General features: G+C 67.6%; 14 protein-coding genes. 6 read left to right on the top strand and 8 right to left on the bottom strand.

Going from position 1 to position 15,649, the window contains the following annotated elements; translation table 11 throughout:
• Positions 1 to 87: 87 nt before the first annotated feature.
• Together ON45_RS13265 and ON45_RS13270 are read left to right on the top strand one after the other, a co-directional pair.
• Positions 88 to 1,827 (top strand): N-acyl-D-amino-acid deacylase family protein, encoded by a 1,740-nt coding sequence (locus tag ON45_RS13265; protein WP_040494472.1) that lies wholly within the window; start codon positions 88 to 90, stop codon positions 1,825 to 1,827.
• 24 nt (positions 1,828 to 1,851) lie between these two features.
• Positions 1,852 to 2,655, top strand: coding sequence for an alpha/beta fold hydrolase (locus tag ON45_RS13270; RefSeq protein WP_040494473.1), 804 nt, complete (start codon positions 1,852 to 1,854; stop codon positions 2,653 to 2,655).
• On the opposite strand, the gene ON45_RS13275 is transcribed toward ON45_RS13270, so the two are convergent.
• Together ON45_RS13275 and ON45_RS22735 are read right to left on the bottom strand one after the other, a co-directional pair.
• Entirely contained in the window at positions 2,633 to 3,292 is a 660-nt protein-coding gene (locus ON45_RS13275) for an NAD(P)H-binding protein (protein WP_040494474.1), read from the bottom strand. The genes ON45_RS13270 and ON45_RS13275 overlap by 23 nt on opposite strands.
• 64 nt (positions 3,293 to 3,356) lie before the next feature.
• Positions 3,357 to 3,791 carry a hypothetical protein gene (locus ON45_RS22735; RefSeq protein ID WP_040494475.1) on the bottom strand — a complete coding sequence of 145 codons (435 nt, stop codon included), beginning with the start codon at positions 3,789 to 3,791 and terminating at the stop codon, positions 3,357 to 3,359.
• On the opposite strand from ON45_RS22735, the gene ON45_RS13285 reads away from it, so the two are divergent.
• A complete protein-coding gene (locus ON45_RS13285) occupies positions 3,751 to 4,779 on the top strand; it encodes a serine hydrolase domain-containing protein (RefSeq protein ID WP_040494476.1) in 1,029 nt (342 codons plus the stop codon). The two genes, ON45_RS22735 and ON45_RS13285, sit on opposite strands and share 41 nt — an antisense overlap.
• Positions 4,780 to 4,944: 165 nt before the next feature.
• Entirely contained in the window at positions 4,945 to 6,168 is a 1,224-nt protein-coding gene (locus ON45_RS13290; RefSeq protein ID WP_040494477.1) for an acetyl-CoA C-acetyltransferase, read from the top strand.
• Positions 6,169 to 6,183: 15 nt separating this feature from the next.
• On the opposite strand, the gene ON45_RS13295 is transcribed toward ON45_RS13290, so the two are convergent.
• The 5 genes from ON45_RS13295 to ocd form a co-directional block, all read right to left on the bottom strand.
• Positions 6,184 to 6,630 (bottom strand): hemerythrin domain-containing protein, encoded by a 447-nt coding sequence (locus ON45_RS13295; RefSeq protein WP_040494478.1) that lies wholly within the window; start codon positions 6,628 to 6,630, stop codon positions 6,184 to 6,186.
• Positions 6,631 to 6,772: 142 nt separating this feature from the next.
• Positions 6,773 to 7,573 carry a dimethylargininase gene (gene ddaH / locus ON45_RS13300; RefSeq protein WP_241432206.1) on the bottom strand — a complete coding sequence of 267 codons (801 nt, stop codon included), beginning with the start codon at positions 7,571 to 7,573 and terminating at the stop codon, positions 6,773 to 6,775.
• A 49-nt stretch (positions 7,574 to 7,622) separates the two neighbouring features.
• Positions 7,623 to 8,282 carry a ribosomal RNA small subunit methyltransferase A gene (locus tag ON45_RS13305; RefSeq protein ID WP_051063031.1) on the bottom strand — a complete coding sequence of 220 codons (660 nt, stop codon included), beginning with the start codon at positions 8,280 to 8,282 and terminating at the stop codon, positions 7,623 to 7,625.
• 101 nt (positions 8,283 to 8,383) lie between these two features.
• Positions 8,384 to 9,199: a heliorhodopsin HeR gene (heR, locus tag ON45_RS13310; protein ID WP_051063032.1), complete on the bottom strand. Its 816-nt coding sequence runs from the start codon at positions 9,197 to 9,199 to the stop codon at positions 8,384 to 8,386.
• Positions 9,200 to 9,278: 79 nt separating this feature from the next.
• Entirely contained in the window at positions 9,279 to 10,337 is a 1,059-nt protein-coding gene (ocd, locus tag ON45_RS13315) for an ornithine cyclodeaminase (RefSeq protein ID WP_040494479.1), read from the bottom strand.
• A 128-nt stretch (positions 10,338 to 10,465) separates the two neighbouring features.
• Between ocd and ON45_RS13320 the strand changes: the two genes are divergently transcribed.
• On the top strand, positions 10,466 to 10,915 hold the full coding sequence (locus tag ON45_RS13320) for an Lrp/AsnC family transcriptional regulator (RefSeq protein ID WP_040494480.1): 450 nt from the start codon (positions 10,466 to 10,468) through the stop codon (positions 10,913 to 10,915).
• On the opposite strand, the gene ON45_RS13325 is transcribed toward ON45_RS13320, so the two are convergent.
• Entirely contained in the window at positions 10,893 to 14,228 is a 3,336-nt protein-coding gene (locus ON45_RS13325) for a proline dehydrogenase family protein (RefSeq protein ID WP_040494481.1), read from the bottom strand. The two genes, ON45_RS13320 and ON45_RS13325, sit on opposite strands and share 23 nt — an antisense overlap.
• Before the next feature lie 157 nt (positions 14,229 to 14,385).
• Between ON45_RS13325 and ON45_RS13330 the strand changes: the two genes are divergently transcribed.
• The coding region (locus tag ON45_RS13330; RefSeq protein ID WP_083914955.1) for an acyl-CoA dehydrogenase family protein at positions 14,386 to 15,649 on the top strand (1,264 nt) is incomplete at its 3' end.

The following is a 15,649-nucleotide window of genomic DNA, read 5'->3' on the forward strand; positions in this document are numbered from 1 at the left end:
GTTCGCGCACGGAGCGCCGGAACTGATCACGAGTTGGGGGTTGCGTCCGGGCCGAGGCGGGGGAAGTCACCGCGCGACACTTGGCAGATGCACGATCTGGTCATTCGCAACGGACTCGTCGTCGACGGCACGGGTGCCGAACCGCGACCGAACTGCAGCGTCGCCATGGAGGGCGAAGTGATCGTCGCGATCGGCCCCGACGCGGACATCGGCCCCGGTCGCCGCGAGATCGACGCGACCGGGCTGCTCGTGACCCCCGGGTTCGTCGACATCCACACCCACTACGACGGCCAGGCCACGTGGGACGGCGACCTCGAGCCGTCGACGCCGCACGGCGTCACGACGGTCGTGATGGGGAACTGCGGCGTGGGATTCGCTCCGGCCAAGCCCGACGAGCACGACTTCCTGATCGAACTGATGGAAGGTGTCGAGGACATCCCGGGGGCCGCGCTCAGCGAAGGGATCTCGTGGAACTGGGAGTCGTTCCCCGAGTACCTGGACGAACTCGAGCGCGGGGAGTACGCGGCCGACGTCGCCGCGATGATCGCCCACGGTCCGCTGCGCACGTACGTGATGGGCGCCCGCGGTGCCGACAACGAACCTGCCACGTCCGATGACATCGCCCGGATGGCGCAGCTCGTGCAGGAAGCGATCGAAGCCGGAGCGATGGGCTTTTCCACGAGCCGCACGATCGGCCACCGGGCGATGAACGGGGAACCGGTGCCGGGAACCTTCGCCGCCGAGGACGAACTGTTCACGATCGGTCGCGCGATGCAACGCGCCGGGCGCGGCGTGTTCGAGGTGGCGCCGGCGGGGCTCGCGGGTGAGGACCTCGTCGCACCGAAGAAGGAGGTCGACTGGATCTGTCGGCTCGCCGACGAGATCGAGCGCCCCGTCACGTGGTTGATGCTGCAGAACCTCGTCGAGCCCGACGAGTGGAGCGAGCTGATGGATCTGTCGCAAGCCGCGCAGGACGCCGGCCACCGCGTCATTCCACAGGTCGCCGGGCGACCGTTCGGCATTCTGATCGGGCTGTCCACGCGGCACCGCTTCAAGGACATGCCCTCGTTCGCGCCGCTGCTCGAGATGTCGTTCGCCGAACAGGCCGTGGCGATGGGCGATCCCGAGCTCAAGGCCCGACTGATCGCCGAATCGGCCGAGATCATCGAAGCGTTCAAAGAGGCGGAGCCGATGGCGTACGAGGTCGTCAACTCCTACGAGCGCCAGTACACCCTCGGCGATCCTGTCGACTACGAGCCGACCCCCGACCGCAGCATCGCGGCGCTCGCCGAGGCCAACGGCGTCGAACCGATCGAGGAGCTGTACGAACAGCTGCGCGACCGCGACGGCGAAGCGCTCCTGATGATGCCGTTCCTCGGCTACGCCCACGGCAACGGCGACGCGCTGTACGAGATGTTGACGCACCCGGCCGCCGTGCTCGGCCTCGCCGACGGCGGCGCCCACGCCAACTTCATCTGCGACGCGTCGACACCGACCTGGATGCTCACCCACTGGGCCCGCGATCGCAGCCGCGGTCCGAAGTTGCCGCTCGTCGATGTCATCAAGAAGATGACCGCCGACACCGCCGCGTTGTTCGACCTCACCGACCGAGGTGTGCTCGAAGTCGGCAAGCGCGCCGATGTCAACGTGATCGATCACGCGAATCTGCGCCTGCGCGAACCGCGACTCGTTGCCGATATTCCGGCCGGCGGCACACGATTGCTGCAAGCGGCCGAGGGCTACGTGGCGACCGTCGTGCGCGGGGTCGTCACCCGCGAGAACGACGCGTTCACCGGACACCGTCCGGGACGCCTCGTGCGGTCCTGACGCCGGTCGCGGAGGGAGCCGACGATGACGACGCTGCGCGTCAGCGACATCGAGATCTACTACGAGGTGCACGGGCGCGCGCTCGGCGAGGGTGACTGGGTGCTCAACATCGGTGGGACCGGCGGCGACCTCCGCCAGACGTTCCCCGATCGGTCGCCGCTCAACGATCACTTCCGGGTGATCCACTACGACCAGCGCGGGCTCGGTCGGACGAGCAAGCCCGAAGTCGACTACACGATGGCCGACTACGCGGACGACGCGGCAGCGCTGATCGAACAGGTCGCAGGTGGTCGTTGCCACGTGGTGGGAACCAGTTTCGGGGGAATGGTCGCCCTCAACCTCGCGGTACGCCATCCGGAACTCGTCGATCGGCTCGTGCTCCTGGTGACCTCACCCGGCGGTGACCATGCGTCCTACGCCCTCCCGGAACTTCAGCTGCTCGATCCCGCCGAGGCGTTCACGACCCGCATGCGCCTCCTCGATGAGCGTTGGGACCCCGACGCCGAGGAGCCGATCCCCGGTCTGGGGGCGATCTACGAGTTCATCGTGCAGCAACAGCAGGCTGTCGCGCCTCCGCACGTACAAGCAGGGCTCGACCGGCAGCTGGCCGCTCGCGACGGTCACGACGTCGTCGCCGCCCTCGGGACGATCGACCTGCCGACCTTCGTGGGTGCCGGCCGCTACGACGGCCTTGCACCGGCTGCGAACTCCGAGGTCCTCGCCGAACGGATGCCGGACGCGCGACTCGAGATGTTCGAGGGTGGGCACCTCGTGATGTTCCAGGATGGACGCGTCTGGCCCGCCGTCATCGACTTCCTGTCGCGATGACCTCGACCGCCTGATCGACGGGTGTGGTGCCGGCCGTGAGCTGCAACGTCTCGTTCGTGGGCTCATCGAGAACGAGCACCTCGGCCAAGACGGCCGCGACGTCGGCGCGCGAGATCGCGTCACCACTCGCGTCGGCCGACAGCTCGACCACGCCGACCGGGTCGTCGTCGGTCAACCGTGTCGGTCGAACGATGGTGTAGCCGACCCCGCTGGCGCGGAGGTCACGGTCGGCGGCACCCTTCGCCCGCAGGTACACGTCGAACACGTCGTCGCCCTCGTGGTCGGGATCCGCCCCCATCGAGCCGAGCATCACGTAGTGCCCGGCGCCACCGCGACGCGCGACCTCGATGAACTTCACGGCGCCGTCGTGGTCGACCGTCTGCTTGCGCTCTGCGCCGCTGCCAGGTCCTGCACCCGCGGCGAAGAGGACCGCATCGACCGTGCCGATCGCTTCGGTCAGCTCCGCGCCGTCGAGCGATTCGAGGTCGGCCACGATCGGCTGCCCGCCCACGGCTTCGATGTCGCCCGCCTGCGACGCCTTCCGAATGACCGACGCGACCTCGATTCCTCGTTGCGTCAACAGTCGGGTCGTCTCCATTGCCACGGTTCCGTGGCCTCCGGCGATGGCGATTCTCATGTGTGCTCCTGTCGGTTGTGGACGTGGTACCGATGTCGTCCGACATACCCGGCCGACGTCGATCTCAGTCATCGGCCCGACCCCTCCGAGCCGCCTGACAGAAGTAGCTTCGCAGCGCCGCTCCGCGCGCTCCTCCCATGATCGTGACCCGTCCTTCATCCCGCTCGACATCGCTCCGGCGGCTGGCCATCGGGCTGACGGCGACCCTTTCGGTCGCGGCGATCGCGTGCAGTAGCGGAGCATCGGTGAGCACTCCGGCCGACGCCGTGGTCGAAACCGTCCCGCCGACGACCGAACCTCCCGGCATCACCTCTGCGGTGACCGTGGCATCGCCGACCACCACGACCCCGGCCACCAGCACGACGGCGACCGCCACGACGACCACGTCGTCGATCGTGCCGATGCCCGCGCCGGTGATCCCGACGCTGACCGGGTGGGCCGCATTCGACCACCGCCTGATGACGATCTTGGACGACGGCTCGTCCGCTGTGTCGGCCACGGTCCTGGATGACGGCGAGATCGTGCACGAGGTCGCACTCGGAACACGCACGTCGGAGGGCGACCCGGTCGAGATCGGCGACCGCTACCGCGTCGCGAGCATCAGCAAGGTGATCACCGCGATCACGATCCTGCGACTCGTCGATCAGGGTGCGAACGACCTCGATACGCCGGTCGGTGACCGGCTGGCGGCCCTCGTCGGACAGGGTGCGCCATCCGCCGGGGTGAGTGCGATCACGCCGCGGCATCTGCTGACGCACCGGTCGGGAATCGGCCAGTACGAGAGCCTGATGTTCGACCGCCAGGTCGAGTCGTGTCCGGCGGCCGGAGCGGTGGCGCTGGGCCGGGGACTGGACAGCGTGCCCGGCACGTCGTTCCGCTACAGCAACGTCAACTTCTGTCTGCTCGGGTTGCTGATCGAGGACGCGGCCGGGGAGCCCTATGCGGACGTCGTCACCGAGCAACTCCTCGATCCGCTGGGCATCGACGGCATGCGTCTCGCCGGAACCTTCGACGTCGGCGATGGCGACGTCGAACACGCGTCGAGGGAGAGTCGCAACTACATGGAGGTGCTCGACGGCGCCGGTTCCTGGATCGCTTCGCCGACCGACGTCGCCACGATCATCGACTCACTCGACGAGTCGACTCCGGGTCGGAAGTCGCTGAGTCCGGCGATGAACGCCGAGATGCGCACCGTCACGCTCGATCCTCCACCGGATCCGGCGCTCGAACCCGAGCCGGTACCGGAAGGAACGCCGACGACGCTGGAGCCGCCACCGCCGCCGACCGCCGGGTACGGGATGGGGCTGATGATCTTCGGACCCGAGTCGTTCGGTCACACCGGCACCCTGGAGAGCACCCACGCGATGACGGTGCGTCAGCCGGACGGAATCACGTGGGCGATCACCGTGAGCGGCGACGCGCCGAGTTCGAGTCGCGAGCTCGCCACGATCATGGCCGACGCCCTGGAGGACGGCGGATTCACCTGATCCTGTCGCCGTCGCTCGCGTCGCCCAGCGTTCCCGTCGCGCTTCCGCTCGGTCCCGGGGCAGAATCGCGACGAGAACCGTGGTGGTGCGCGCCGGTCACGGATGCGCAGGCCGCGGGGTTGCGCGATGCGAGTCGGAGCGGGCCGCCGTCGTAGCGTCGTGCACATGTCCGACGCATTGATCATCGACGCCTGCCGCACCCCGAGGGGCATCGGCAAACAAGGCAAGGGCGCGCTTGCCCACCTCCATCCGCAGCACGTCGCCTCGACGGTGCTCGCAGCGCTCGTGGAGCGCAACGGGTTCGACACCGCCGACGTCGACGACGTCGTGTGGGGCACCAGCTCGCAGGTCATGGAGCAGGGTGGCGACCTCGGTCGGATGGCCGCGCTCGACGCCGGCTATGACATCACGGCGAGTGGCGCCACGCTCGACCGCTTCTGCGGATCGGGCATCACGAGCGCGAACTACGCGGCCCACGCCGTGATGGCCGGGATGGAGGACCTCGTCGTGTCCGGCGGCACCGAGATGATGTCGCTGCCCAAGAAGGGCATCCTCCCGATGGGCGCCGGAAACGAGCACCTGCAGGAGATCCATCCGCAGTCGCACCAGGGCGTCTGCGCGGATGCGATCGCCACGCTCGAAGGCATTCCGCGTGAAGACCTCGACGCGCTCGCCGCCGAGTCGCAGGCGCGTGCCGACCAGGCGATCCGCGAGGGACGCTTCGACAAGAGCCTCGTGCCGGTGATGAACCTCGACGGGTCGGTGGCACTCGACCACGAGCAGTTCCCGCGCCCGAGCACGACCGCCGAGTCGCTGGCGTCGTTGCCGCCGAGCTTCCCGCAGATCGCCGACTACCGCCACACGCCGGAGTCACCGACGTTCCGCGAGCTCATCAACCAGAAGTACCCCGACCTCGAGATCGAGCACGTCCACCACGCCGGCAACTCGTCCGGTGTCGTCGACGGCGCCGCCGCGATCCTGTTCGCGAGCGAGGACTACGCCAAGGCGCACGGAATGAAGGCACGTGCCCGCGTGGTCGCCACCGCGAACATGGGCGACGACCCGACGTTGATGCTCAACGCTCCCGTGCCGGCGGCGCGCAAGGTGCTCGAGAAGGCCGGGATGACGCTCGACGACATCGACATCTTCGAGATCAACGAGGCGTTCGCCGTCGTCGCCGAGAAGTTCCAGCGTGACCTCGATCTCGACCGCAGCAAGGTCAACATCAACGGCGGCGCGATGGCGCTCGGCCACCCGATCGGCGCGACCGGAGCGATCCTCATCGGTACGGTGCTCGACGAGCTCGAGCGTCAGGACAAGCAGGTCGGCCTGATCACCATGTGTGCCGGTGGCGGCATGGCCCCGGCGATCATCATCGAAAGGGTCTGAGCCGACCCGGGTGATTCAGACGTCGCCGTTGCGGCGGCGTTCCATGTCCGCCTCGTAGTCGGTCGCCAGCGTCTCCTTCTCGTCGTCGGCGAGTGCCTTGCCGGCGACCGGGAAGACCTCCTTCTCCTCCTCATCGAGGTGGTGGAGGAGTCGATGACACAGCTCCTGTGCGGTGGGAAGCCACTTCGGTCCGGACATGTCGTAGCCCTCGAGTTGCTCGACGAAGTCGTCGAGTTCCTTGTGCTCCGCGACCGAGTGCCGTGCCGCGTCCTGCGTCAGGTCGTGTTCCATCAGCGGAACGTAGAAGTAGCGCTCCTCGGCAGCGGCGTGGGCTTCGAGTTCGCGTTTGAGGCGCGGCCACACCTCGCTGCGTCCGTCGCTCTCGCCCTCCGTCCCGATGATGATGTTGATCAGCGTGCGCTGCGTCTCATGGTCGTCGCGGATGGACTCGAAGATCGTCATGGACCGTGCGTTCCCACCTGCGAGGAGCTTGAAACGTCGATCCCGATTCGTCGAAACGCCCGTTGCATCCCGCTACTGACGAGATTCGTGGACCACTGTTACGGCCGCGCGTCACCCGCGCGCCAGTGACTCGTCGAAGCGATCAGCCGACGTCGGGCGGCGCGGTGCGCAGCCGCACCGAGAGGCACGTGACGCAGCCTTCGAGCTTTTCGAACTCACCGATGTCGCTCACGACGACGTCGTAGCCGCGTGCGCGCAGCAGGTCCGCCGTTGCGTCGGTGCGGGCCGTCATCAAGAGGCGATCGTCGCCCAGGTCGACGACGTGGGCGCCGGGCTCTTCGGGCACGGCCAGGAACGGGTCGAACACCGATGTGTCGTCGACGACCGGCTCGTAACCGACGATCGTGCCGCCCGGGAGAGCGGTGACGGCCGACTTGAGGTGGAGAACGAGTGTGGTCGGCACGGCGAGGACCTCCGCGCCGAGGGGTGCGAGCAGTGCGCGCAGCTGATCGATGCCGGCCCCGTTCGTCCGTCCACCCAGGCCGACGTGCACGGTGGAACCGACCTTCATCACGTCACCTCCGTCGAGCGTGCCGGGTGCCTCGATCGCTGCGACTCGGTAGCCCATCTCGCTCATCCGTTCGGCGAGGCCGTCGATCTCGCCGCGGCGGGACTCGGCGCCCGGTCGGGCGATGACCGCGAGACCGCCGTACATCACGATGTCGTCCTTCACGAACACGCCGTCGGGGTGGTCGTCGAGCGAGTCGAGTTCGATGACCGTCCAGCCGTGGGTGCGGAACGTGTCGACGTAGGCGCTCCACTGCTCCATCGCGAGGTCGACGTCGACCGGTTCGCGATCGATGTGGGTCACCTCGCCCTCGGCGAGCCGCGAGCTCGGGCGTCGGACGAGGATGGTGCGTTGGTCGTGGACGGGAGCGGTCACGCCGACAGTGTCGCAGCCCCCGAACGGGCTCGGTGATGTTCGGGCGGGTTCATGCGTTCGGCTGCTGGTTGGTCCACGCGGGCCGGAGCAACTCCCGGAGACGCGGCCCGAGCCACGTCGGGAACACCGACGGATCACGGCGAACGACGGTCACGACCGCCGCGTCGACGCTCGGACGTGGACGGAACGCGTTGCGACCGATGGTGCGGCCCAGCCGGAACTCCCACCACGGTGCCCACGCAGCCGTGCGGAGACTCGCCGGTGGCTGACGCGCCAGCTTGATCGCCACCTCCTTCTGAAGGATCAGATCGGCGCGTTCGGGACCCCGCTCGGGTCGGTCCAGGAGTTTGGCGAGCGTTGCCGTCGCGAGCGCGAAGGGTGGATTGGCAACGACCCGGTAGGGCTCCCGCGGCATTCGCACGGTGCGCAGATCGGCCGCGATCACCCGCACGTCCGCGGACTCCGCTCCGACGCCGGACCGCAACCGGTCGACCCATGTCGGATCGACCTCGACGGCCCACACGCGGACTCCCGCCGCGAGCAGCGACCGGGTGAGCGCCCCGGAGCCTGCGCCGAGGTCGACGACGAGTTCGCCCGGGTGAAGGTCGAGCCCGTCGACGAACTGTTCGACGAGTCGGCGGTCAGCGAGGAAGTTCTGACCGAGTTCGCGACGCCGTCGATCGCGCTCGGTCGGCCGACGCGCGGACACGGGACATCACCGTCATCATCATGGGCGTCACCGTACCGAACTGACCGACGCCGGGCCGGAGAGGTTTCCGCCGATTCGGACGCCGCGGCGCCCGCCGGTCGTCAGTCGATCAGCGTGTTGGCGAAGATCTGCCATGCCAACGCGCTCTTCGCCGTGAGGCTGAGCACGATGTACACGGTCTCGCCGAACACGTAGTCCTTCCACTTGCCGATGCCTCGGTACTGCAGCCACTGATTGATCGCGAAGCAGTTGAAGAAGACGAAGATCGTGGCGATGATCGCGTAGACGAAGGTGGGAGGAGTCGCCGCGCCGTCGATCGAGGAGTTGATCACGAGGTAGGTGACGATCGCCGCCCAGGGCCCGATGCCGGCGATGCACCCGAACCAGAACGGTGTCCACCAGCGTTCACCACCGGGGACGTTGACCATCTCCATGATCCAGCCGAACAGGATCATCGAGACGTTCACGAACGCGATCGCGATCAGCGCGGCCACGTCGGTGATCCCCGTGATCAGCGCGATGAGCACGATCATCAGGGTCGCCGACAGCGAGTACTCGACCCACCGGAACCGGTTGCGCCCGCGCCGCAATTCGCGCCCGTACAGCGAGAATCCCCACGGGCTGGCGATGATGAAGTGGAACAGCGCCGACAGGAAGAGGAACGCGGCGGTGCCCCACGCCAGTGGCACCCCGACGAACTCCTCGATCGAGCCGTCAGCCAGGGGCGTACCGGGCGGACCGTTCAACGTGAACGTGCTGGTCGGAAGCTCGAAGTCACGGTTGCCGATCGCCACCATGAACAGACCCGAGACGAGATGGACGCATCCCATGACGAGGTTGAAGATGCGCAGTCGGCCGAGCCGGTCGTCGGTGATGTCGACGACCTCGCGGTCGGTCTCGATGGTGATCGTGGTCATTCGTGCCGATTACCCGGCGTGACCACGTTCTACTCCTCGTCGGGAATGCGCGTCGGTGACCGGCACCGACGTGCCGTGCTCAGCTGATGGTGGCTGGCTGCTTCACGGGCAGCAGCGCGAACAGGTCCTTCGGATCGGCCGGTTCGGCGATGAGGTCGATCTCGTCGTAGTAGTCGGTGCCGTCGAGGCGGTTGTTGAGGAACACCAGGGCCGCGAAGTCCTCGATCGCGAATCCGACCGAATCGAAGATCGTCAGCTCGTCGTCGCTCGATCGTCCGACGGCGTCGCCCGTGAGTACCTGCCACAGTTCGGTGAGTGGCCAGTCGTGGGGAAGGGTCTGGATCTCACCCTCGATGAAGGTCTGCTCCGGGTACTCGACGAAGACCGAGCCGCGCTTGACGAGTTCGATGTCGAGTTCGGTCTTGCCGGGGCAGTCGCCGCCGATCGCGTTGATGTGGAGTCCGGTGACACCGCCCGCGGCGCAGGCACGGGTGACCATCTCGTCGGTGAGGACGGTCGCGTTCTTCTTGTCTGCCGTGCACGTGGTGACGACGTGTGCACCCGTGATCGCTTCCTCGACACTGCCGCAGAGGGTGACGTCGAAGTCGAGTGCGGTGGCATTGCGTTCGAACTTGGCCATGGCGGCGGGATCCACGTCGAAGACGCGCAGCGTGTTGATCCCGAGGTTGGCGCGGAACGCGAGCGCCTGGAACTCGGATTGTGCGCCCGAGCCGATGAGTGCCATCGTCGTCGCGTTCACCGGTGCGAGCACCTTGGCCGCCATGGCGGACGTCGCCGCAGTCCGCAGTGCGGTGAGCAGCGTCATCTCCGACAGCATGATCGGGTAGCCGGTGTCCACGTCGGACAGCGCACCGAATGCGGTGACGGTCTGCAGGCCGCGGGTGGAGTTGATCGGATGTCCGTTGACGCACTTGAAGCCATAGGTGATGCCATCGCTCGTCGGCATCAACTCGATCACACCGTGCTGCGAATGACTCCCGACGCGCGGGGTCTTGTCGAACAGCGGCCAGCGCTGGAAGTGGCCCTCGAGCTCGGTGGTCAGGTCCCGCAGCAGCGGCTCCAGCCCCGTGTCGGCGGCCCACCGGCCGAGATTCTGAACGTTGACGAACCGGACCATGGGGACACTCCTCTGCGTAGCTACTGATTCCAGCGTACGCCTGGTCGATGTGAAGGGTCGATCACCAGATCGTGAATAATCTGACCATCTCCTGTGCACGTTGGACGGGCGCAATGTACGTTTTGCACATGTCCGACTTGATCAGTGGCTCCCTCGACGATCTCGACCGGCGCCTGATCTCGCTCCTGCGCACCGACGGACGCGCACCGGTCACGACCCTCGCGAGACAACTCGGCGTCACCCGTGCGACGGTCAACAGTCGACTCGAACGACTGTTGGACTCCGGTCGGGTCCTCGGCTTCACGATTCGGACGCGGGACGAGAGCGCCGACGGCGAGGTCCGCGCGATCAGCCTGGTCGAGGTCGAGGGCCGCACGACGAACGACGTGATCGCCGTGATTCGTGGGATCCCCGAGATCCAGTCGCTGCACACCACGAACGGTGGCTGGGATCTGGTCGCCGAGATCCGCTGCGATTCGCTCCTCGAGTTCGACCGGGTGCTCCTGCAGATCCGCTCCGTCGAAGGAGTGATCAACAGCGAATCCAGCCTTCTGCTCAGCTCCGTCCTCCGCGACTGAGCGTGGTCACGCGGCCGTGGCGGTGGAGGGTGCGGCTGATCGCCTGCTCGCGTACCCAGTGTTGGAGTTCGAGCATCGGATCCGCAATGGGGTCGACGACGTCGATCGCGATGTCGGCGGAGTGCAGGATCCGGCGGGCATCGTCGTCGAGCGATGTCAGCAGACGCACCCGGTCGGGCCGGATCACACCGTCGGCGAGTCGTTGCGCGAACTCGACGTCCGACTCCCGCGACGGGTCGGACACGCCGAACGCGACGCCCGTGACGTCGGCGGCGACGCGCAGAACGGCGAGGCCGTGCGACTCACCACCGCCATGTCGCACGGCGACGCGGTCGAGGGGGAAGTACCGCAGGACGTTCGCCTCCGCGAACAGGCCCGTCTCGTCGTGGTCGGTGCAGTAGTAGCGCTGCCAGACGGAACGGAACGACGTCGTCATGGCATCGGTGTCGAGAGGCGCGCCGGACGGATCGGCCACCCGAGCGAACTGCGCGACATAGCCCGGTCCACCGGCCTTCGCGCCGCCGCCGACCGACGAACGCTTCCACCCACCGAACGGCTGGCGTTGCACGATCGCCCCGGTGATGTGGCGGTTCACGTAGGCGTTGCCGATCTGAACCCGAGCCAGCCAGTGCTCGACCTCGTGGTCGTCCAACGTGTGGATCCCACCGGTGAGGCCGTAGTCCGACGCGTTCTGGAGTTCGATCGCGTGGTCGAGGTCGTCGGCACGCATCAGACCCAGCACCGGGCCGAAGCATTCGGTGCGATGGAACCACGAACCGGGTCCGACGCCGATTCGGACGCCCGGGGACCAACTCGTGCCCGGATCGGTTCCCGGCGTGTCGAGCCGGCGGGGTTCGACGAGCCACGACTCGCCCGAGTCGAGGGTGGTGAGTCCGCGTTCCAGCTTCCCGGTGGGCGGCGCGATCAGGGGACCGACCATCGAACCGGGATCGCCGGCGGCACCGACCCGAAGGCTCGTGGCGGCATCGCGCAGCCGCCGCTGGAAGACCGGATCGTCGTAGACCTCGGCGACGACGATGCCGAGACTGGCCGCCGAGCACTTCTGGCCGGCATGTCCGAACGCCGAGCGCACGAGGTCGGCGATCGCCTGATCGAGATCGGCTGAGGGGGTGATGATGAGCGCGTCCTTGCCGCTGGTCTCGGCGAGCACTCGGAGGTCGGGCCGCCAGTCGAGGAACATCGCAGCGGTGTCGTGTGCGCCCGTGAGCACGACCGTGTCGACACGGGGGTGGGTGACGAGGTGTTGGCCCACCGGACCGTCCTCGCACACGACCAGGCGGAGCACGTCACGCGGCACACCCGCCCGCCAGAACTGGTCGGCGATCCAGGCACCGATCTCGACCGCTTCGGGAGCGGGCTTGAGGACGACGTTGTTCCCGGCCGCGATCGCCGCGGAGACACCGCCGGTGGGAATCGCGTACGGGAAGTTCCACGGCCCGACGACCACGAGCACGCCGCGTCCGTCGACCTCGAAGCCGGCGTCCGCAGCGTCATCGAGCCGCGCCCGACCGGTGGTCGCGTAGTAGCGGCAGAAGTCGATCGCTTCGCTCACTTCGGGGTCGCCCTCGTGCACCGTCTTCGCGACGTGTCGGGCCATCAGACCGATCGTTCGGGCCCGCTCGTCGCTCATCAACGATGCAACATCGAGCAACCAGGCGCGGCGCTCCTCGACCGAATGCTCCGATGCGGCGTGGTTGGCCGTCAACTCGTCGAGCAAGGCGTCGATCGCGGAACGGTCGGTGATCGGGTCGATCGTGACCTGGGGTGGAGATTCGACCCCGTCGAGAAAGGCCGCTCGCACGGCGGGAATCGTGGTGTCGCTGTCCGGTTCGTTCGTGAATCGCCCGTCGGACACGTTGCGCGCGTCGACGGGGATCGGTCGACGGCGTCGCTCTCGAGCAACGTGATCTCGTTCGGCGACGGCGGCGCGGAAACGATCGGCCTCGCGCTCGAACTCGGGGGAGTCCGGCGTGAGCGTGAACAGCGAGCGCAGGAAGTTGTTCGGCTGTGTGTTCTCGTCGAGTCGCCGCGACAGGTAGGCGATGCTCGCGTCGAAGTCGTCATCGGCGACGACCGGTGCGTACAGCAGCAGTTGACCCGCTGCATCGTGCACCGCTCGGGCCTGTGCGGGTGCCATGCCCTCGAGCATCTCGAAATCGATCCGGTCCAACACGTTGCGATCGGCACCGACCGTCAACGCCCATGCGATGTCGAACAGGTTGTGACTCGCGAGACCGAGTCGGAGCGCTCCGTTCCATTCGGGACGCATCGCCGAGTCGAACATCGCCTTGTAGCTCGCGTCCACATCGGCCTTGGTGGGGTAGGGCGCGGCGGTCCAGCCGTGCAGATCGGCCTCGACCGCTTCCATCGCGAGGTTCGCACCCTTGACGAGGCGGACCTTGACCGCTCCACCGTGCTCGTTGTGGCGCACGCGGGCCCACTCGCCGAGCCGTTCGAGCGCGTCGTGGGAATCGGGGAGGTACGCCTGGAGCACGATGCCGGCGTCGATCGCTGCGAACTCGGGCTCGTCGAGCACCCGCATGAACGACTGCAGCGTCAGCGCGAGGTCGCGGTACTCCTCCATGTCGAGGTTGACGAAGGTGCGCGGGGTGCTCGCCTCCGCGCGCCGGTACAGGGTGCGGAGTCGTTGGCAGATTCGATCGAGCGAGAGGTCGAAGGCGAGGTCGTCGAGGTTGGCGACGATCGCCGAGACCTTCACGGACACGTAGTCGACGTCCGGTCGGGCGATGCGGCCGAGTACGGCGGTCATGCGCTCGTCGGCCTCGGCGTCGGAGAGGATCGCCTCGCCGAGGGGGTTCACGTTGAGCCGCACGCCGTCGTTGCTGCGGCGTCGGAGATGATCGGAGAACGCGGGGTCGTTGGCGGGGATGACGATGCCGCGTGTCTCGGCCTTGATCTTGCGGACGACGAGCGGCATCACGATGCGCGGGACCCGTGGCGCGACCAGGGCACCGGCGCGGAGCAGCAGCGCGTCGATGCGACCGACGGCGTTCGTGTGGTGCTGGGCGACCACGTCGGCGAAGCGGTGGGCAGCCAAGGAGGGGTCGTCGATCCGCAGCACTTCGTCGGTCATCGCGAAGATCAGCTGCCGACCCTGATCGTCGGCGAGCAGCGCGCCGAGACGTTCACGACGGCGCTTCTCGGCGCGTGATTCATCGGCCTGGCTCGTGATGAGCAGCTGACGCGCGAGTTCGATCGCGGTCTCGGTCTGCGCGGCATCGGTGTGGGTCGACCGATCCGGGTTCGCAGGTGCAGGTTGCGGCACGCTCATGGCTCCATCAAACACGAACCAGCGCCAGCGGTCTTGTACGAACTCATGGACGCAGGCGGTCGGATTTCGCCAAGCGCTCGCTGTTTTCGCCGGGCGGAGCGCGGATCGTATGGTTGCAGAGCGCAATCATCGACGAGCGAGGGGAAGCGACATGGCGATGACCGAGGACGCACCGACGACCGTGCCCGTGAACGAGACACCGAGCGATCCGGTCGCGGCCGTTCGTGAGTGGCTCGACGAGAACTGGGATCCGGACCTGACGGTCGCCGAATGGTGGGATCGACTCGGGCTCGCCGGCTGGGCATCACCGATGTTGCCGAACGACGCGTTCGGCCGAGGATTGTCCCGTTCGGACTCCGTCGCGGTGATGCGCGAGATCGGGTCGTTCGGAGCGTTGGGCCCACCGAGCGGATTGGGTCTGCTGCTCGCCGCGCCGACGATCGCGACACACGGCACGCCGGAGCAGATCGCCGAGCACGTACGCGACATCGTCACCGGACAGAAGGCGTGGTGCCAGCTGTTCAGTGAACCGGGTGCCGGCTCCGACCTCGCCGGGCTCACCAGCCGCGCCGAGAAGGATGGCGACGAGTTCATCGTCAACGGGCAGAAGGTGTGGACGTCGCTCGGTCACACCGCCGACATGGGCATGTTGATCGCCCGGACCAACGTCGACGTCCCCAAGCACCAGGGCATCTCCTGGATGGCGATCGGCATGGATCAGCCCGGCGTCGAGATCCGGCCGCTCCACGAGATGACCGGCCACGCGATGTTCAACGAGGTGTTCCTGACCGACGCACGGGTCCGCGCCGCCGATGTGATCGGTGGGGTGAACAACGGGTGGGCCGTCACCAACACCACGCTGCAGGCCGAACGTGCCGGGCTCGGTGCAGGCGGTTCCGGTGGTGCGGCGGGCGCTCAGCCCGGGACCATCGCGAAGCAGCTCGACCGCCGCGCCGGGGATCTCGTGACGTCGAGTGATCCGAAGCAGACCCCCAAGCGGCCAGCTCCCGCGGCCCGACCGACCAATCAGATGTACGTCGACCTCGCGCGTGCGAACGGCAAGCTCGACGACCCGTCGATCCGGCAGGATCTCGTGCGGCTGCACACGCTGAACCAGATCGGCAGCTTCAACGGCCAGCGGGCCAAGGCGATGCGCGCCGCGGGCCAGGACATTCCGGGCATGGCGAACATCTCCAAGCTGTTGATGAGCGACACGGTGCGGCTCAGCCGCGACCTCGGCCTGCGGATTCTCGGCGCGTCCGGGACGCTGCACGCCTACACCGACGAACAGCGCGAATCGTTGAACGCCGCGACCGGGAATCCGATGCTCGGCATGGTGACCGGGATGGCGCTCTACGCACAGGCGCCGCCGATCTACGGCGGCACCGATCAGATCCAGCGCAACATCATCGGCGAACGCG

The sequence above is a fragment of the Ilumatobacter nonamiensis YM16-303 genome (genome assembly GCF_000350145.1).
In the GTDB taxonomy this organism is placed as follows: Bacteria; Actinomycetota; Acidimicrobiia; order Acidimicrobiales; family Ilumatobacteraceae; genus Ilumatobacter_A; species Ilumatobacter_A nonamiensis.

Coding starts and splice junctions, on each gene's coding strand:
- heR (WP_051063032.1), bottom strand. CDS start 9,199: ATGACCACGATCACCATCGAGACCGACCGCGAGGTCGTCGACATCACC.
- ON45_RS13270 (WP_040494473.1), top strand. CDS start 1,852: ATGACGACGCTGCGCGTCAGCGACATCGAGATCTACTACGAGGTGCAC.
- ON45_RS13295 (WP_040494478.1), bottom strand. CDS start 6,630: ATGACGATCTTCGAGTCCATCCGCGACGACCATGAGACGCAGCGCACG.
- ON45_RS13265 (WP_040494472.1), top strand. CDS start 88: ATGCACGATCTGGTCATTCGCAACGGACTCGTCGTCGACGGCACGGGT.
- ON45_RS13275 (WP_040494474.1), bottom strand. CDS start 3,292: ATGAGAATCGCCATCGCCGGAGGCCACGGAACCGTGGCAATGGAGACG.
- ON45_RS13325 (WP_040494481.1), bottom strand. CDS start 14,228: ATGAGCGTGCCGCAACCTGCACCTGCGAACCCGGATCGGTCGACCCAC.
- ON45_RS13290 (WP_040494477.1), top strand. CDS start 4,945: ATGTCCGACGCATTGATCATCGACGCCTGCCGCACCCCGAGGGGCATC.
- ocd (WP_040494479.1), bottom strand. CDS start 10,337: ATGGTCCGGTTCGTCAACGTTCAGAATCTCGGCCGGTGGGCCGCCGAC.
- ON45_RS13320 (WP_040494480.1), top strand. CDS start 10,466: ATGTCCGACTTGATCAGTGGCTCCCTCGACGATCTCGACCGGCGCCTG.
- ON45_RS13285 (WP_040494476.1), top strand. CDS start 3,751: ATGACGATCTTGGACGACGGCTCGTCCGCTGTGTCGGCCACGGTCCTG.